The sequence below is a fragment of the Gimibacter soli genome (genome assembly GCF_028463845.1).
Classification (GTDB): domain Bacteria; phylum Pseudomonadota; class Alphaproteobacteria; order Sphingomonadales; family Kordiimonadaceae; genus Gimibacter; species Gimibacter soli.
The window spans coordinates 1187100-1205725 of record NZ_CP116805.1 but is presented as its reverse complement, the minus strand read 5'-3'; the positions used below and the strand labels follow the sequence as shown (position 1 = coordinate 1205725).

The following is an 18626-nucleotide window of genomic DNA, read 5'->3' as shown; positions in this document are numbered from 1 at the left end:
ACAGGAGTTGAACGATGCGTCTTGCGATATCCCTTGTAGCTGCGCTCGGGCTTGCCACTGCCACGATGGCTGACGAATTCAGCGTACTGGAAGGCAATGCCGACAATGCCTTCATCAGCGAAGGCCAGGTTACCGGCCATTTGCTGCTGACCTCGGGCCTTGAGCCGCGCATCATCGTTGCCTTTCCGGCGGGCAACAGCGGCGCCGGGATTTTTCTCGCGAAACCCCAACGCCTCGTTCATTTCACGCGCACCCACGCCCTTGAAGCACTGACGGAAACAGATGCAACCGGCATCACAGCCCGCTTCAGCGCCGATGCGCCCGCGCTCACCATCGCCCGCGCTGACCTTGGCAGCCTGCGCTTCGTGCGGGGAGCCGTGAACCCCGCCAGCATTGCCCCGCGCGGCGAAGCAAGACCTGTTATTAATGGTAGCTCCATCCGCTGGCAGCGCGAGCGCGCCGATGGCAAAAGCCGTTATGAAATGCGCCTGACGCTCGCGAACGGCACGATCACCGAAACGCCAGAGGGCATCGTGCTCGCGGGCGACGGCAACAGGCTCGACCTCACCCTCACAGCCCTGACCGGCGACACACCGCTCACCCCCATCAGGGGCGGTGATCTTCTCACCGACAAGGCCGCCGATGATCCGCGCCTCAAAAACGCGCTCGGCTTTCTGGCAACGCGCGAAAAGCTGATGGCGGGCTCGTGGCGGTTCCTCACCTATTTCGGGCGCGACACGCTCCTGTCCGTGCGGCTCCTGCTGCCAGTCCTTGGCCACCCCACGATCGAGGCGGTGCTGGGTTCGGTGATTGAACGCCTGAACACAAACGGCGAGGTCGCGCACGAAGAAGCCATCGGCGAGCTTGCCGTGCTGATGAACCTGAAGGAAAGCGGCAGTGCGAGCAGCCGCCCGGTGAATGACTATGGCATGATCGATGACAATCTGATGTTGCTGCCGGTGCTGGCCGACTATCTGGACAGACTGACGGACGCGGAGGCCAACGCCTTCCTCGCCCGCGCGACCACAAGCGGCGAACGCTACGGCGATGCGCTTGCCCGTAACGCCAGCTTCGTACTGGCTACCGCGCAGCCCTTTGCTGCCGAACCAATGACCACAAACCTCATCGCGCTGCATGCGGGCGAGCTCGACGGTAACTGGCGGGACAGCGAGGAAGGGCTGGGGCATGGCCGCTATCCTTACGATGTGAACGCCGTGCTGATGCCGGCAGCCCTTGAGGCCATCGCCCGGCTGCAGGCGCGCGGCCTGATCGACGGCCCGTCAGGCGAGGCCACCAGATTTGCCGCCATCTGGCGGCGCGAAGCCGTGAAGCCGTTCATGGTGACCACCACAGACACCCGCAAAAAGATCGAGGCTTACGCGCACGAAACGGGTGTGCCCGCCACCTTACCGGATGGCGATTTCTCTTTCCATGCGCTGGCGCTGGACGCCGACGGCAAACCCATTCCTGTGCAGCATTCGGACGACGGCTTCGACCTTCTGTTCGGCGCACCCGATGCCGAACGGCTTTCCACCGCGATTGCTGTGCTGGAGCGGCCCTTCCCGGCGGGGCTTCTGTCGCCCGTTGGCATGTTTGTCGCCAATGCGGCCTTCGCCGACGACGCCACACGCCCGCTGTTCGGGCCGGGCCATTATCATGGGGCGGTTGTCTGGTCGTGGCAGCAGGCCATGTGGGCCGTGGGGCTGCGGCGGCAGATCGAACGGGATGATCTGTCCGCCACCCTCAAAGGTCGCCTCGGCGCGCTCGAGTGCCAGCTTTGGCAGGCCATCGATGCCGGACGGGATATCCGGAATTCCGAGCTCTGGTCATGGTCCTACGCAGACGGCGAGTATCGCGTCACGCCATTCGGGCAAAGCGCGGGGCACCAGACGGAATCGAACGCCGTGCAGCTTTGGAGCAGCGTCTATCTGGCGGTGACCCCGCCCGCAACCTGCCAGAAGTGACGACCTCGCCCTCAGGCGAAGTCGATATGCTTGGCTAGTGGCAGCTCGCGGATACGCTGGCCGGTGGCGGCAAATATGGCATTCGCGAGCGCGGGGGCGGCAGGCGGTGTGCCGGGCTCGCCGATCCCCCGGATACGGTCACCATTTTCCAGAATGCGGACCGTGATTTCCGGCGCCTGATGGATGCGGATACCGTCATAGGTATCGAAATTTGTCTGCTCCACCCGGCCATCCGCCACCGTAATCTCGCCGGTCATCGCAGCCGAAAGGCCGAAATTGATGCCGGACTGCACCTGCGCTTCCACATTGCGAGGGTCAAGCGCAAGGCCCACATCCACAGCCGCAAAGGCCTTGAGGATACGAATGGCGCCGTCCGCGTAGGCGACCTCGATCACCTCGGCCACCGGCACGCCGAACGCCATGACGAAGGCGATACCGCGCCCGTGGCCCGCCGGCAGCGCACTGCCCCAGCCGGACATTTCAGCCACGGCTTCGATCACCTTGCGGGATGGCACATGCGAGATCAGCTTCAGCCGCATCTCGACGGGGTCGACGCCAGCTGCATGGGCGATCTCGTCCATTGCGCTTTCATGATAGAAGCCGTTCTGCGATGCACCGACCGATCGCCACGAACTGACCGGCAGCAATGCCTTGGCGCGGTAGCCGGTGGAGCGATAGTTGGGGATATCGTAGGGCTGCTCCCACGTGGCTTGGGCGATGGTGGCGTCCGGCCCCGGGATATTGATATCCAGCCGCCCCATCTGCGATTCAATCACCGAAGGGCAGGCGACAGCGATATCGAGCGCGCTCGGCACGCCGTTTTCCACTTTGGCGCGGAAACGGCCGATTCCCAGCGGTCGGTAGCCATCATGGGTCATGTCTTCCTCGCGCGACCATGTCACGCTGACCGGTGTGCCCTCCATCGCCTTCGCCACATGGATTGCATGTTTGATGAAATCCATTTCGGCCCGGCGACCGAACCCGCCGCCCATCAGCATGGTATGGACGGTGATATCCTTTTCCTCGAGGCCGATGATATTCTGCGCTTCGACCACCACCTGTGTCGGCGCCTGATTGCCTGCCCAGACCTGCAGCTTGCCGTCCTTCAGAAGGGCCGCTGCATTCAGCGGTTCCATCGTCGCATGGGCCAGATACGGCACCCGGTATTCGGCCGAGATGACGTCACCGGATGCGAGTGCTTCTTCCACGTCGCCGTCGTCACGCATGCGGCTGTCATGATCGCCTTCGAACGCCGCCGCAACGGCTGCGAAATGGCCATCCGTATCGGCGGGATAAGGGGCGGCGGCCCATTCGAACTCGATGGCCTCCGCCGCCTGGAAGGCATACCAGGTGTTGGTGGCAACCACTGCCACGCCGCCGTTGAGCGGTACGATCTGCTTCACCCCCGGCATGGCGCGCGCCGCCGTGTCGTTATAGCGCGCCAATCCGCCACCGAGCTTCGGGTTCATCTTCACCGTGGCGTGCAGCATGCCCGGCAGGCGCACATCGATCGCGAAGGTCGCGGTGCCGGTGCTTTTGCCGACCATATCGATCCGCGGCATCGATTTGCCGAGATAGCGCCACCTGGAGCGCGGCTTCAGTTTCGGGTTTGCGGGCGGCTCGATATCGCCAGCAAGGGGGGCGAGCTCGACATAGCTGAGGCGAGTACCATCTGCCGCAATCACATGGCCGTCTTCGGTCGTTAATGAGGCTTTCGCGACATCCAGTTTGTTGGCAGCGGCTTCCAGCATCACCTCGCGCGCAGCGGCACCCGCCACCCGCATCTTCTGGTAAGCATCGGCGACCGATGACGACCCGCCGGTGATCTGGAAGCCCATGAGCTTGGCCGGCACATGCATGAAGGCCCGCATGCGTTCCGCCATCGGGCTTGTATCCGTCGGTGCGAAGCCCGCGCCTTCTTCAAGCACGGCCCCATTATAATAGGCCTTGGAGGCCGGGCCGTGCGCCACACGGATGGCATCCCACGCCACATCCAGTTCTTCCGCCACAAGGGCTGCGAGCGTGGTGTGCACGCCCTGCCCCATCTCGGCGCGCGGGGTGATGATCGTGACGCCCGACTGGTCGATCCGGATATAGGGGGTCAGCGCCAGTTCGCCCTCGCCCAATCCGTCTTTCAGCGGATTGTCGTAAGGGCGTTTATATTGCCAGTAGCCGAAGACAACACCCCCGGCGACAACGGATGCGCCAAGCAGGAAGGCACGGCGGGTGATTGATGCAATGCGTCCCATCGCCTTACTCCCCCGCCAGCCGGCCAGCCGCATCCTTGATGGCGGCGCGGATACGCGGATAGGTGCCGCAGCGGCAAAGGTTCCCTGCCATCGCTTCATCGATCGCGGCGTCATCGGGGTTCGGGTTTTCAGCAAGAAGGGCAGCCGCCTGCATGATCTGGCCGGACTGGCAATAACCGCACTGCGCCACCTGATGATCGATCCATGCGGCCTGAACCGCATGCAGGGCATCGGGGTTACCGAGCCCTTCGATGGTCAGCACCTCGCCCGACACATCACCGACAGGGATGGAACACGACCGCACGGCCTGCCCGTCGATCTGCACGGTGCAGGCGCCGCACATGGCGATGCCGCAGCCATATTTGGGGCCGGTGATGCCAAGCTCGTCGCGCAGCACCCAAAGAAGCGGCATGTCCGCTTCCACATCCACCGTGCGGGTTTTCCCGTTCACTGTCAGTTCCATGCCCATCTCCTCGCGTCGGACTCGGTTTTATTTACAATACGACATTTAGTGTAATTTTGTCCATATTGACACATGGACAGAAATTGTCAATATGCCTTCATGGACGAACGCGAGCAGAAAATTCTGGATGCAGCCATCCGGGTCTTCACCCGCTATGGCTACAAACGGACCACGATGAATGACATCGCGGCCGAAGCCGGCATCGTGCGCCAGACGCTGTACAACAGCTATGGCAGCAAGGAAGACGTGCTTCGGGCCGGTATCCGCTATTTTTCGGATACGCTGCTAGCCGAGACGCAGGCGGCAGTGGATACTGCCCCTGACCTCGCCGCCAAACTCGATGCCTTGTTCGCGCATATGATCCTCGCACCCTTCGATATGATGAGCGCGGCACCTGATGCTGAAGACATCGTCGAGGGCTTCAACACCGCCGGGCGCTGCGAGATCGCTGAAGCCAACAGCCGCTTCGAAGCGCTGATCGCCGGGATGATCGCCCCCTATGCCCGGAACTTTGAAACAGCAGGCGTGAAGATCGCCGACATGCCCGCCTTCATCCGCAGCTCGGCGCATGGATACAAGCACAGCAGCCTGACGCGGGAGGCCCTCGTCGGCCTGCTTGAAATCCTGAAAGTCTCGGTCCTGCGGCTCGCAGGCGCCGCCTGACACAAAAACAAAAGCCCGGCGGCCATCACTGGCGCCGGGCTTTTTGCCTGGATAACCGGTCGATCAGAAGACGACGACGCTGCGGATGCTTTCACCGGCGTGCATCAGGTCAAAGCCCTTGTTGATTTCCTCGAGCGTCAGCACATGGGTGATCATCGGGTCGATCTCGATCTTGCCGTTCATGTACCAGTCCACAATCTTCGGCACGTCGGTGCGGCCCTTGGCGCCGCCGAAAGCCGAACCCTTCCAGACGCGGCCGGTGACCAGCTGGAACGGCCGGGTGCTGATTTCCTTGCCGGCTTCGGCGACCCCGATGATGACGCTTTCACCCCAGCCGCGATGGCAGGCTTCAAGCGCTGTCCGCATCACATCCGTGTTGCCGGTGCAGTCGAACGTATAGTCAGCGCCGCCGCCGGTCAGTTCCACCAGATGCGCGACCAGATCACCCGAAACCTTCTTCGGATTCACGAAATGCGTCATACCGAAACGACGACCCCATTCTTCCTTGGCGTCATTGATATCGACCCCGATGATCATGTCGGCGCCGACCATCTTGGCACCCTGGATGACATTGAGGCCGATCCCGCCAAGGCCGAAGACGATTACGTTCGAACCGGGCGTAACCTTCGCGGTTTTGGTGACAGCACCGACACCGGTCGTCACGCCGCAGCCGACATAGCAGCATTTGTCGAACGGTGCGTCATCGCGGATCTTGGCGACGGCGATTTCCGGCAGCACCGTGAAGTTCGAGAAGGTCGAACAGCCCATATAGTGATAGATCGGCTGGCCCTTGTAGGAGAAGCGCGTGGTGCCATCAGGCATCAGGCCCTTGCCCTGGGTTGCGCGGATCGCCGTGCAAAGGTTCGTCTTGCCCGAAAGGCACGATTTGCACTGGCGGCATTCGGGCGTGTAAAGCGGGATCACATGATCGCCGGGCTTCACGCTCGTCACACCTGCCCCCACTTCGCGCACGATGCCGGCGCCTTCGTGGCCGAGGACAGACGGGAAAATCCCCTCACTATCGAAGCCATCAAGCGTATAGGCATCGGTATGGCAGATGCCGGTCGCCATGATTTCCACCAACACTTCACCGGCCTTCGGGCCTTCAAGGTCAAGCTCGACAATCTCGAGCGGTTTCTTGGCTTCAAAGGCAACGGCGGCGCGTGTTTTCATGGGTCTGTCCTTGGGGATATCGGGTGGCACTGCATGAGGATGCAGCTTCGTTCACACTGATAACTGACAGGAGGCCGGGAAGCAAATCAAGCAATTGCCATTTTTCAATCCTACCTTTCAGATGTAACCAAGAGACGCCATAAAGAGCACCAGAGTTTACGGAGGAACCCCATGACCCTTGAAACCGTCTCAACAAGCAAAAGCTTCGGCGGCATGCAGGGCGTTTACCGCCATGCGTCCGAGGCGACGGGCACGGACATGACCTTCGCCGTTTATGTGCCGCCCCACGAACCGGGCACCAAGCTGCCGGTCCTCTGGTATCTGTCCGGCCTCACCTGCACCCATCAGAATGTGATGGACAAGGGCGAGTATCGCCGCACCGCCGCCGAACAGGGCGTGATTGTCGTGTGCCCGGATACGAGCCCCCGCGGCGACGACGTGGCGGATGACGAAGCCTATGATTTCGGCAAGGGCGCGGGCTTCTATGTCGATGCGACCGAGGCGCCATGGGCAAGGCATTTCAGAATGTATAGCTACATCACGCAGGAACTGCCGCGCGTGATTGCCGACAATTTCCCGGCGGACATGAACCGGCAGGGCATAACCGGTCATTCGATGGGCGGGCATGGGGCTTTGACCATCGCGCTGAGGAACCCCGGCCGGTTCAAAAGCGTTTCGGCCTTCGCCCCAATCTCCGCCCCGATGCAATGCCCGTGGGGTGAAAAGGCCCTTGGCGGCTATCTGGGCACCGACCGTGCGGCATGGGCAAGGCACGACAGTGTGGCGCTGATTGAAGGCGGCGCCCGGCTGGATGCGCTTCTGGTGGATCAGGGTGACGCCGACGGCTTCCTCAGCGAGCAGTTGAAGCCCGAACTGCTGCGCAAGGCGTGTGAAAAGGCGGGCATCCCGATGATCCTCCGGCTGCAGGCGGGCTATGACCACAGCTACAATTTCGTGTCCACCTTCATGGGCGACCATATCGAGTGGCATGCCAAACGGCTGCGCTGAAAAAGATCGGACCCCGGGGCCGACACGAACACAGTGTCGAACTCACCCCGGGGCCCGGTTTCTGACAGATACGCTACAGGTCAGAAATTCGCGGTCATATCAAAGAGCAGGACTTCGCTGTCCGTCGAGGCAACGAGCTCGATGTCAGCGACATCCTCGATGGCGGCACCGTCGCCAGCCTTCAGGCGTTTGCCATTCAGCGACACGCCGCCACGCACCACCTGCACCCACTGGATGCGTTCGGGCGAGGCTTCGAACGAGACTTTCTCGCCGTCCGCCAGAAGCGTGGCGTAAAGGTTCACATCCTGATGAATGGTCACCGATCCGTCTCGCCCGGTCGGGCTGCCGACGAGCCGCCATTTGCCGGCTTTCTCGGCCGCGCTGAAATGCTTCTGCTCGTAGGAGGGCTTGATGCCCTGAGCCTGCGGCAGCACCCAGATTTGCAGGAAATGCACAAGGTCCTTCTGCGAATGGTTATATTCGCTGTGACGCACACCTGTGCCCGCACTCATCCGCTGCACATCGCCGGGCCGGATCACCGAACCGGTGCCGAGCGAGTCCTTGTGCTCCAGCCCGCCGTCGATCACGTAGGAGATGATCTCCATGTCGCGGTGCGGGTGCGTCGGGAAACCGGCGCCGCCGATCACGCGGTCTTCGTTGATCACGCGGAGCGGCCCGAAGCCCATATGGCGCGGATTGTAATATTCGCCGAACGAGAAGGTGTGATGGCTGTTGAGCCAGCCATGATTGGCAATGCCACGCTCTTCGCTGCGTCTGATACTGATCATTTTCCGTCTCCGATAAGGTTACTGTGTTGCGACAGAGATGGGGCATCCGGGCGTTGCGCACAATCGCCAGTCTTGCTGACCTGTCGTTACCTTTTTTGCAACACAGCAGGGAAATCGAGACGGTTTCGTTACCGTTTCAGGCGCCAGTGCGGCCTGTGTACATTTCCACCAGCACCACCCCGCCGACGATCATCGCGATCCCCAGAAGCATCGGCAAGTTCACCGGCGACTTGAAATAGAAGATATCGATGAGGGTGAGGATCGAAATGCCAAGCCCCGACCAGATGGCGTAAACAACGCTTACCGGCATCGTCTTCAGGGTCAGCGACAGCATGTAGAAGGCGATACCATAGCCGACCGCCATCACAAGCGTCGGCACCGGCCGGGTGAATTGCTCCGACGATTTGAGCGCAAGTGTGCCAACGATTTCCGAAAAGATGGCGGCACCGAGATAGAGATAATGCATGGCGTCAGACCCCGAATGTTATGCCGCGCCGGAAACGGGCAGCGTCCGTTATCAGAAGGCGTTACCTTGGTCCGGTCAACCGCAATCCATCTGTCACAAAGCCCGGCCACAATGCGCCGCGATGCCGGGCCAGTGTGCTCGGTCCCATCCGCTTGCCTGACCATCCCGAAAGGAACCAGCCCCGTGCGCAAGATATTGAGCCTGCTTTGTTTCACCGCCCTCACGGCGACCGCCCCTGCCCTTGCCGATGCCGGCCCGAAGACCGATACGGTGGTGCTTGTCACCATCGATGGCCTGCGCTGGCAGGAAGTGTTCCGGGGGATCGATCCGGCTTATATGGAGGGCGAAAAATATCTCGCCCACCCCAAGCATGTTGACGGTTTCAAGAATGATTTCGATGCCGCATCGAAGGACGAGCGCCGCACGAAGCTGATGCCCTTCCTGTGGGGCAAGGTCGCCAAGGAAGGGCAGCTTTATGGCAACCGCGACAAGGGCAGCGAAGCCGCGCTCACCAACCCCTATCACTTCTCCTACCCCGGCTATAACGAGATCCTCACCGGCATCCCGGACCCGCGGATTGACAGCAACGACAGCGTCCCGAACCCTAACCGTACCGTCCTTGAATGGCTGAACGGCAAGCCCGAGAATAAAGGCAAGATCGCCGCCTTCGGCTCATGGGATGCGTTCGATGCCATCGTGAACGAGGAACGCGCCGGGGTTCTGGTCAATTCGGGCTTCGATGCCTATGCCGGCAAATCCGGCGACAAGGAAGCCGTCCAGCTGAACCGCGTGCAGGCCATGACCTACAGCCCCTGGACGGAAGAACGGCTTGATTCCTTCACCATGGAATTTGCCCGCAAGGCCCTGAAGGATGACAAGCAGCGCTTCGTTTACATCGCCCTTGGCGATACGGACGAGTTTGCCCACGCCGGGCAGTATGACGAATATGCCCGCGCCGCGCACCGCGCCGATACCTTCCTTGGCGAGCTGTGGTCCTTCCTGCAGTCGGACACCCGCTACAAGGGCCGCACCACGCTGATCGTCACGGTGGACCATGGCCGCGGCAGCGAAAAGCTTGAAGACTTCCGCCATCATGGCCGCTTCCCCTGGACGCTTGAGGACGGCACCGAAATCATCACCGATTTCAAAGGCGACGATCAGGTCTGGATGGCGGTCATCGGCCCGGACAGCCCGGTGATGGGCGAGATTTCAGGTGGTGAGAAGGTCACACTTTCCCAGCTTGCCGCCACTTCCGCGCGGTTCCTTGGCTACAAGGATTATGCGTCCGACCACAAGGAACTGAAGGCCGGCGCGCCGATTGAGACGATGCTCGGCGGCAAATAAACCGGCCATCACAGTCACCAAAGGGCGGGCCATCCGGTCCGCCCTTTTTCTTTGCCCCGCCCCCAAAAAAGATGGGCGGCCGAAGCCGCCCATGAGGGTCACGGATCCACGGGGACCCGAGGGATCGAAGATCAGAATTTGAAGCCGATGTTGGCCGTAATCTGACGCTCGGCACCGATGAAGTAGGCACCGGGTTCACCGCCACCGAGGTAGCGCTTGTCCGTCAGGTTGGTGGCGTTCAGGCTGAAGTCGATCTCGCCAATGCCCTGGATGGTGCCTTCCGGCATCGTGTAACCGACCCAGGCATCAACCGTAGTGTAGCTCGGCACTTCTTCAGTGTTGGCGAAGTTGCCGTAGCGCTCGCCCACATGCTTGGCCGAAACACCGGCGCGCACACCGTCGTTATAGTAGCTAAGCGTACCAACGAGCTGGAACTCGGGGGCCAGTGCCACCTTGTTGCCTTCGGTAACCTGCGCCGTCGTCTCCGTATATTCGGAATCGTTCAGCGTCAGGGCGCCGTAGATGTTCCAGTGTTCAGCAAAGTCAGCCGAGATGCTTGCTTCAACACCTTTCGACTTGATACCGCCGACGTTGAAGTAGGCGCCTTCGCCTTCTTCAAGATAGTCGACACCATCAACCGGATCGCCAGCCGAAACGAAGGTGATGCGGTTGTTGAACTTCACATAGTAAGCGGTGATCGTGGCGCGGACCGCACCATTGCCGAAGCGCAGGCCGAAATCGAAGTTGTCAGCCGTTTCGCCTTCCAGATCCGGGATTTCCGGATTGGTGACGCTGGCAGCACCTTCAATCACGCCGTCCTTGATCGCCGCGAAGTTCTGGGCAAAGCCCGCGAACACTTCGAGGTTATCGGTGGCGGCAAAGAGCGCACCGGCGCTGAACAGGATATCGCTATCCGATTCAATTTCCTGCTGGGCCTGGGTCCCGAAATTGTCGGTACGGGTCAGATCCACCAGATATTTCTTGATGCCGCCGCGCAGTTGCAGCCGACCAAGTTCCAGCGTGTCTTCAGCATACAGCATCAGCGTATCGACATCGAAGTCGCGGTCATACTGGCGCCAGTAAGCAACGTCATCGAACTGAACGCTGGAGCGCGGATCGATGATCTTGTGCCAGTCGCGATATTCGTGACGATCGCTATTTTCCCACCACAGGCCAGCGCGCAGGGTGTTCATTTCACCAAGCCGGTAGGCGCCATCGGCCGTCACGCCGTAGCGCTTCTTGCCATAGTGAGTGTGACGGTAGGAGCTGACCGGGTTGGCACCGGCCGCGTAGCAAGCCGGGTTGCTGGCCGGCGAGCTGCCGCCGTAGGGGAAGGGCAGAACGGCCGTGCAGCCTGCGATCGGGGCAAGCGGCGTGCCGTTGGCATCCACGAAGGTGTAGGAACCTGCAGCCGAACCGCCATAGATGGTGCCGTTCGATTGCTCCTCGCCGCCGGTGACAGCCACGAGGTACGGCGGTGCCCAGTCACCACGACCCCAGTTGTCGTGATAGTAAGGCGCAACGGTGAAGTCGAAATTGTCGCCGTTATATTCGGCTTTCGCGTAAGCGAACCAGTTGCGGCGCAGCGTGCCCCAGACCGGGCGATAAACCTGGTCGATATAGGGAATGCCGGTGATTTCGTCGGTCAGGCGGTCCCAGTTCGGGTTTTCTTCGAACTCGGCGAGCGAAATCTGCTGATAGTTGGCTTCGGTCACATCATCGAACGACAGGCGACCGGTGAATTTCCACTGGTCCATTTCCGACACGATCTTGGCTTCGAAGTGATCGCGCTCGGTGCCACCGGCATTGCCGATCCAGGCATCGTTCTGGGTGTTTGAATAGCTGAAATAGGCACGCGTGCCTTCGGCAAACTCGCCGGTGTCATAGCGGGCGAAATAGCGCTGGGCATTGTTGTTGCCCATGCTGACGCTGCCCCAGAAGCGCTGCTCTTCCAAGGGATCACTGGTGACGAAGTTGATAGTGCCGCCGAGGGCTTCGTGCGAGGGCGAGGCGATATCCGCCGTCCCTTGCGAAACTTCGGCGCGTTCCATGTTTTCGCTGTCGATATAGCGGTTGGCCTTGGCACCACCGCCATAGTTGGAGTTGCCATTCGGCAGACCATCGATGGTCATGCCGACTTGCTGTTCGCTGAGGCTGACGGTGAAGCCGCGTACCGAAACAGTGGTCGACCAGTCGTCCGAACCGAAGGGGCCGCCTTCAGCGATGAACATGCCGGGCAGGCTATCGACAACAGCGAGGACGCTCGAAGCCGCCGGCTTCTGGTCCATCATCACTGCGTCGGTCGCGTTGTTGGCATAGGTGGTTTTGCGGGCCGAAATGACGATCTCGTCGATCGCTGCGTCTGCCGCGCCGCCAACCGTTGAAGTTTCCTCTGCATGAGCTGCTACTGCGAAGGCGAGCAGGCTGCCCGCGCCAAGCAGCGCCTTTTTGAAGTCAGTTTTCATTGTGCTGCACTCTTGATCTGATGAATCAAAAAAACCTCTTCGCTTTGGGAAGGCTTTTTGTGGCCGAAGAGGGTGCAGCGTTAATGCCCGGTAACCATTACGGTTCGGTGACCAAAACTTGAACATTTATGGAAGGTTAAATGACAGGGCCAGACGGTCGATCAAAGCCGCAAATTGCCGGATATCCTTGCAGTCGTTCCCGAAAATTTCGAGGGCACAGCTTCGCCCCTTCCCCGGCCAACAACAATCGCGCATCATGCAGGCATTCGCGGACCAAGGAGAGACACTTCCTGTGCCCCAGCCCCACGCTGCCGACCTCTGGGTCCTGATCGTCGACGACGAACGCCATGCCTTGCAAAATCTGGAACTGGCGCTTGGCAGCCACCCCGATTGGCGGCTCGCGGCAGCGTGCGAGACCTGCGACCAGGCCCGCGCGGCGCTACAAGCAGGACCGGTTGATCTGGTCCTTCTGGATATTCGGTTGCGGCGCGAAAACGGGCTGAAATTTGCGCAAGAGATCGGCGCCAGTGACAACCCGCCCCTCATAGCTTTCGTTACGGCCTATGACGAGCATGCCGTCGAAGCCTTTGACCTGTTCGCGCTGGATTATCTGCTGAAGCCGTTCGACGATGACCGCTTTGCCCAGCTCCTGCAACGGGCACGCGCAATGATCGCCATGAAGGATCGTGCCAATCAGGCCTTCGCCCTCAGCCAGCTGATCGCCGATAGGGAGGCCGCAGAGCGAGGCGCTGCCCCTGCACCAGTGGGCGCATTCGTCGTGCGGTCCATCGGCAAGACGGAACGTGTGCCCGTAGACGATATTCTTTGGATAAAGGCTTCGGCCAATTATGTGGAACTGGTAACCGCTGAGCGCACCATCCTGCACCGCGCCACCATGGCCTCCATTGAAACCCGCCTGAGAGCGGACGACTTCATGCGGGTCCACCGGACTGCCATCATCAGGCGGAGCCTGGTGCGAACGCTGGAAATTATGAACGACGGCACCTACAGGGCGACGCTCGCGAACGGCGACAGCGTCCCGGTCAGTGCGCGCAAGGCCGAAGAATTGCGCGAAGAACTCAAAAAGACGCCGGACTGATCCCCATCGATCATCCGGCGTTCCAGTTGCTCACGGCAGACAGCACAGGCTCGGGAAAAGTACCGGCTACCGTGAAGTGCCCGGATGACCGCAACTGTGGAGGAACACTTTCAGATGCGGCAACCCGGAGCTTGGAACAGAAGCCCTTCAGCCTTTCGGCGCAGCTTTCGCCGCCTCGCTCGCCTGTTTCCAGGCCGCAATGAAGGGGGCATAATCCACGAAATCGCGATGTTCGATCACCTTGCCTTCGAGAACTTTCACGATGGTGACGAAGGGTGTTTCCGATATGACGATCACGCCGTTCACATCGATTTCCCAGTGCAGCACGCCTTCATACAGGCCGAAATCAGCCGAATGGATGGTGCGCAGGGGATTGAAGCTCATGTCCTTGATCGAGGCATAGCCGTTGCGGAAAAGGTCCATCATGGCTAGGCGCCCTTCCCGGGCGACGCCACCGAACACCAGCCGTGCCGTTTGGTCCTCAAACGACGCCGCGTCAGCCAGCAGCGGCTCAAGCGCATCCCAATCCCGCGCGATGTAGGCCTTGAAATAAGCGTCAGCGACCGGTGCGGTCACTTCCGTCGTTCCCGAGTAGGTAGGCCGGGTTTCCTCCGCGCCAGTTGCGGGAACTGCCAGAAGGGCAAAGGCCACGACGCTCATCAACATTGTCCTGATCAACTCTTTTCTCCCTGTCTGCGGCATGTTCTTGCTGGCCGGGCGTCCGCCGCCATCGAAACCCGGCACCTTTCCCGGTATGGTGTGATCGGGATTCTGACAAGCCATCAGGGACGAAGCGTCAAAACGGTGACACGAAGGCTGTGGTTAGCCGACCGACAGTGAGGTACAGACAGCGTATGACCCAACAGACGCCAACCCGCTGGCTTGCGATTATCCTCACCTGCGCCGCCGGATGGGGCGCGGTCGCCATCTTCATGACATTCGCCCAATCGGCAGATGCAATGCAGCGTGGTGGTGCAGGGGCAACCCTCGCCGATCTTAGCCAAAACCTGTTCTATTTTCTCCCGCTGGTGCTGCTGAGCGCAGCGCTGCATCGCCATTTCACTGTGCGGCCGGATACCAGCCTGAAGCCCGCCCGAATGGCCTTTGTCTATGCCTTGACCATACTGGTCTTTCTGCCCGCATTTCTGATTTACGAAGCTGTCGTCACACTGTTTTTTGCTGGCCAGCCCCTCGCCGACATCGGGAACACCATGCTCGTTCAAAGCCGGATGGGCTGGTGGATCGATTTCATGATTGTCACCGGTGCATTCGCGCTCCATGCCGCGATTGCCGCGTGGCTGCAAATTCGTGAACGGGAACGAAGCCTTGCACTGGAACGTGAGGAGAATCTGAAGTTACGGCTTTCGCTGTTGCAGGGGCAGCTGGAACCACATTTTCTGTTCAATGCATTGAGCGGTGTGTCGGCCCTTGTAAGAAGGGGCGAAAGTGCCCCGGCGCTCACGGCGCTTTCCCAGGTGAGCGACCTGCTTCGCTATGCCGTGCGGGCCAGCCGCGACGCGGGTGCCAGTGTTGCGGATGAAATGAAATTCATCGAAGGATATCTCGCCATACAGCAACTGCGCTTTGGGGATCGGCTGAGGCTCGATCTGCAGCAAGGGCCCGCCGACTGGAGCTCTATCCCCTGCCCGCCCTTGCTGCTGCACCCGCTTGTTGAAAACGCGATCCGTCACGGGCTTGAGCCCCGCGATGACGCTTGCCGCATAGACATTCGGCTCAGCCTCGAAGACAGCATGGTGCAGTTCGAAGTGTTCAACGACATGGGGCATAGCGAAGCTGGGAACGGTGTCGGCCACGCCGCCACCCGCCAGCGCCTGACGGCCTTGTTTGGCGAGCAAGGAACCCTGACAGCTGACGTCGAGGACGGCCGATATCACGCCACCCTTCGCTTCCCGGCTGGTGAGATTGCCTGAACTTCCATGGCGCCATCACCGGCTTTCATCCCAGCCGCCTTGAAGCAGATGGGGAGGTTTGCAGAAATGCGGGAATGAAACGGAAGCCATTAGTCAGCCTGATCCTGGGGGCAATGCTATTCTGCCTCGGGGCCATCGAAGCGCATGCCGATGAAAATTGGCCGGCGACCGCGACGGAAGAAGACCGCGCGGCAGCTGAGGCCGTCTTCCGCGAATGGGCCGAGGCGTTCCGGCAAAAGCGCTACAAGGAACAATGGCTCCTCACCCATCCCGCCATTCGCCACTGGATCAATCGCAAGCGACACAAGCGGGGCATGGCGCGGGCAGCGCGCCGCGATGGCCCGATCCTTGACTATGAAATTAGCGCAGTCGTCGCCACAACTGCGGACAAGATCCCCTGCACCGAGCAGGGTCATTGTTTCCGCCCGGGGCTGAAATATATCGTTTTCCTGATCAAGTCGCGTTACGCGCGGGCCAAACCGCCCCAGCCCGAATTCATCGTAATGGCATGGTCGGACGAGGGCTGGCGCATGAGCGGCGGCACGTTCCCCAACCGCCCTCTCGGCGAGACATCCGTGATCATGACGGAAGAGGATGAAGGGCGTTTCAAGCTGGATACCGATGCCTTGCGACAGAAGTTGCGTGCGCTTCAGTGAAGGGGCTTCGACCTAGAGCGTCGCGCCCCAGACCTCGGTCGGGCAGAAAATGCTGCCATCCTTGTAGCTGACGCCGATATCGCGGTCCTTCGCAAGGAAGGACGGGCCGTCGAGGTCGACGATATCGCAGCGCTGTGCGAGCAGGAAACCGGGGGCTGCTGCAAGGCTCGAGCCCGCCATATTGCCGACCATCACCTTCAGCCCCAGCCGCCGTGCTTCCTGTTCCATCAACAAGGCCTCGGTCAGCCCGCCGCATTTATCGAGCTTGATGTTCAGCACCTGAAAACGCCCGAGGATGTTCGGGATCTCGCTGAGGTCGAGGCAGCTTTCATCTGCCGCAATCGGCACGGGGGACTTGAAGCCTTCAAGGTCAGCCTCGTTGCCGCGGGGCAAGGGCTGCTCCAGAAGCGATACATCATGATCGGCCAGAACACCGACGAGCGCATCAAGGCCGCTGGCGGAGTATCCCTGATTGGCATCGACCATCATCCAGACGTCCGGCCGCGCCTTGCGCACGGTGGCGACGCGTTCGGCATCCGCCGCGAAATCACCATCGAGCTTCAGTTTGATCGCTTTGGCGTCCCGGTAGCCTTCCAGATTCCGGAGGATCGTTGCCGGATCATCAGCGGAAAGCGTGAAGGTGGTGACAAGCGGCTTCGGCTCGGCGAGGCCCGCAAGCTGCCAAACGGGCTTACCCGCGCGGAACGATTCCAGTTCCCACATGGCAGCATCGACCGCGTTCCGCGCGCCGCCCGAAGGCATCACCGTGCGCAGCGCCTCACGGCTTTCGCAGGTGACGATACCATCGCGGCAACGCTCGATCTCGGCCAGCATATGGTCGGTATCGTCGCCAGTGTAATAAACGCCGCCCGCCTCGCCCCGGCCAGTGAAGGTGCCATCCTCAAGCGTGACGACAACGGCGGGCAAGGCCTCGAACACATAGCCCGAAATGCGGAAGGGCTGGCGCAAGCGCATCGGGTCCATCACAGCGGAAATCGAGAGGGGTTTCATGAGTGAGAAGCCTTCCGGATGGCGCGCCCGGCAAGCGCGAAGCTGAAGATGGCGATGATGGCGGCGGGCGTGACACAAAGCGTGAGGGCTTTGCCGAGCGAGAGGGGGTCGACGAACACGTTATCGACCACAAAGCCGATCATCGTGACACCGATACCGAGCCCGACCAGAATGTTGCCGAAGCCGATGAAGGAAACGCTGAGGCCGCGCAGCTCATTGGGCACGCTTTCCTGCAGGGCAACGATACCGGTGACGCCTGCGACGGTCGAAATCATGGTCCAGAGCGATACAAGCGCCAGCACCTGATACGGCCCGGTCGCAAACCAGATGAAGGAACAGGGCAGCGCCAGCACACAGGCCGCCACTGCCAGATGGACGCGGCCGATGGCGCCTGAGCGGCGTGTCAGCCGGTCGCTGACATAACCGCCGCCAACGGTGGAGATAACTCCGGCAATGACAATGAGCGTGCCGAGAAGCGCGCCGATCTCGCCCGGAGCCATCGCGAAGTTCCGCGACAGCAGCGCCGGTGCCCAGCTGAGCATCGCGAAATCGCCAACAGCCATCATGGCGCAGCCAAGCACCAGGGGCAGGATGCGCCAGCGCAGGTCAGCCAGCATTTCAAAGGTACGGCGGAGCGGCAGGCCGCCGCTGCCCCCTTCAGCGAGCCCGCGACGCGCGGGTTCAGGGATGAAGGCAAGGCCGATAAGGAGCGGCACGCCGGCAAGGGCCAGCAGCACCAGTGCAGTCCGCCACGGCGCCAGGTCGCCAATGAATGGCAGGCCTTCGAAGGCACCCGCCGTTGCCAGCGTCAGGATGCCACCGCCGATGCCGATGGCAACGCCGCCGCCAACCACCATGCCCATCATGAAAACGCCAAGCGCCACGCCGCGCCGCTCCTGCGGGAACAGGTCACCGATCATCGAGGTGGCCGCCGGCGCAAGCGCCGCTTCGCCGATCCCGACGATCAGGCGGCCCGCGAACAATTCACCAAACGATCCCGCCATGCCGCAAAGAAGCGTGCCGAGGCTCCAGACCACGATCCCGGCCAAGATCACTGTGCGGCGCGCCGTCCGGTCCGCCATGCGGCCAAAGGGGATACCGGCGAAAGAATAGACAATCGCGAAGGCCATGCCCTGCAGCAGCCCGATTTGGGTATCGCTGATCTGTAGGTCGCCCCGGATCGGATCGACAAGCAGGCTGAGAATCTGGCGGTCCGTATAGGAAAGGATCGCCGCCACGCAGAAGGCGGCGACCGTGAGCCAGCCCTGCGTTGCCGAAGGCCAGCCTTTTGTTTCAGCCGGCGAGGCCGGAATGGGGGAATTTGTGTTCATCATGCGTGCAGCATT

At 61.2% G+C, this 18626-nt stretch carries 16 protein-coding genes; 7 read left to right on the top strand and 9 right to left on the bottom strand.

Annotated elements, in window-relative coordinates; genetic code table 11:
* Nucleotides 1-14: 14 nt before the first annotated feature.
* Nucleotides 15-1964 (top strand): glucosidase family protein, encoded by a 1950-nt coding sequence (locus PH603_RS05770; protein WP_289505050.1) that lies wholly within the window; start codon nt 15-17, stop codon nt 1962-1964.
* Between the two features lie 11 nt (nt 1965-1975).
* On the opposite strand, the gene PH603_RS05765 is transcribed toward PH603_RS05770, so the two are convergent.
* Nucleotides 1976-4213, bottom strand: coding sequence for a xanthine dehydrogenase family protein molybdopterin-binding subunit (locus PH603_RS05765; RefSeq protein ID WP_289505049.1), 2238 nt, complete (start codon nt 4211-4213; stop codon nt 1976-1978).
* Between the two features lie 4 nt (nt 4214-4217).
* Nucleotides 4218-4676, bottom strand: coding sequence for a (2Fe-2S)-binding protein (locus PH603_RS05760; protein WP_289505048.1), 459 nt, complete (start codon nt 4674-4676; stop codon nt 4218-4220).
* A gap of 99 nt (nt 4677-4775) precedes the next feature.
* On the opposite strand from PH603_RS05760, the gene PH603_RS05755 reads away from it, so the two are divergent.
* Entirely contained in the window at nt 4776-5339 is a 564-nt protein-coding gene (locus tag PH603_RS05755; protein ID WP_289505046.1) for a TetR/AcrR family transcriptional regulator, read from the top strand.
* Between the two features lie 63 nt (nt 5340-5402).
* Here the strand turns inward: PH603_RS05755 and PH603_RS05750 are convergent, their stop codons facing one another.
* Entirely contained in the window at nt 5403-6512 is a 1110-nt protein-coding gene (locus PH603_RS05750; protein ID WP_289505045.1) for an S-(hydroxymethyl)glutathione dehydrogenase/class III alcohol dehydrogenase, read from the bottom strand.
* A gap of 171 nt (nt 6513-6683) precedes the next feature.
* On the opposite strand from PH603_RS05750, the gene fghA reads away from it, so the two are divergent.
* Nucleotides 6684-7520: an S-formylglutathione hydrolase gene (fghA, locus tag PH603_RS05745; protein ID WP_289505044.1), complete on the top strand. Its 837-nt coding sequence runs from the start codon at nt 6684-6686 to the stop codon at nt 7518-7520.
* 80 nt (nt 7521-7600) lie between these two features.
* On the opposite strand, the gene PH603_RS05740 is transcribed toward fghA, so the two are convergent.
* Nucleotides 7601-8308, bottom strand: coding sequence for a pirin family protein (locus PH603_RS05740; protein ID WP_289505043.1), 708 nt, complete (start codon nt 8306-8308; stop codon nt 7601-7603).
* Between the two features lie 136 nt (nt 8309-8444).
* The gene (locus PH603_RS05735) at nt 8445-8774 is read right to left on the bottom strand and encodes a DMT family transporter (protein ID WP_289505042.1); all 330 of its coding nucleotides are present in this window, start codon (nt 8772-8774) and stop codon (nt 8445-8447) included.
* A 183-nt stretch (nt 8775-8957) separates the two neighbouring features.
* Here PH603_RS05735 and PH603_RS05730 point away from each other — a divergent pair, with 183 nt between their 5' ends.
* Nucleotides 8958-10118, top strand: coding sequence for an alkaline phosphatase family protein (locus PH603_RS05730; RefSeq protein ID WP_289505041.1), 1161 nt, complete (start codon nt 8958-8960; stop codon nt 10116-10118).
* A 131-nt stretch (nt 10119-10249) separates the two neighbouring features.
* On the opposite strand, the gene PH603_RS05725 is transcribed toward PH603_RS05730, so the two are convergent.
* Nucleotides 10250-12583, bottom strand: a complete 2334-nt coding sequence (locus PH603_RS05725) for a TonB-dependent receptor (RefSeq protein ID WP_289505040.1) — start codon at nt 12581-12583, stop codon at nt 10250-10252.
* Between the two features lie 292 nt (nt 12584-12875).
* On the opposite strand from PH603_RS05725, the gene PH603_RS05720 reads away from it, so the two are divergent.
* Entirely contained in the window at nt 12876-13682 is an 807-nt protein-coding gene (locus PH603_RS05720) for a LytR/AlgR family response regulator transcription factor (RefSeq protein ID WP_289505039.1), read from the top strand.
* Nucleotides 13683-13829: 147 nt separating this feature from the next.
* On the opposite strand, the gene PH603_RS05715 is transcribed toward PH603_RS05720, so the two are convergent.
* Nucleotides 13830-14342 (bottom strand): nuclear transport factor 2 family protein, encoded by a 513-nt coding sequence (locus tag PH603_RS05715; protein ID WP_289505038.1) that lies wholly within the window; start codon nt 14340-14342, stop codon nt 13830-13832.
* 194 nt (nt 14343-14536) lie between these two features.
* Here PH603_RS05715 and PH603_RS05710 point away from each other — a divergent pair, with 194 nt between their 5' ends.
* Both PH603_RS05710 and PH603_RS05705 read left to right on the top strand, forming a co-directional pair.
* The gene (locus PH603_RS05710) at nt 14537-15613 is read left to right on the top strand and encodes a sensor histidine kinase (protein ID WP_289505037.1); all 1077 of its coding nucleotides are present in this window, start codon (nt 14537-14539) and stop codon (nt 15611-15613) included.
* A gap of 74 nt (nt 15614-15687) precedes the next feature.
* A complete protein-coding gene (locus PH603_RS05705; protein ID WP_289505036.1) occupies nt 15688-16269 on the top strand; it encodes a hypothetical protein in 582 nt (193 codons plus the stop codon).
* A 12-nt stretch (nt 16270-16281) separates the two neighbouring features.
* Here PH603_RS05705 and PH603_RS05700 read toward each other — a convergent pair whose 3' ends face one another.
* On the bottom strand, nt 16282-17280 hold the full coding sequence (locus PH603_RS05700; RefSeq protein ID WP_289505035.1) for a dipeptide epimerase: 999 nt from the start codon (nt 17278-17280) through the stop codon (nt 16282-16284).
* The gene (locus PH603_RS05695; RefSeq protein ID WP_289505033.1) at nt 17277-18614 is read right to left on the bottom strand and encodes an MFS transporter; all 1338 of its coding nucleotides are present in this window, start codon (nt 18612-18614) and stop codon (nt 17277-17279) included. Before PH603_RS05695 ends, PH603_RS05700 begins: the two co-directional genes overlap by 4 nt.
* Nucleotides 18615-18626: the final 12 nt, after the last annotated feature.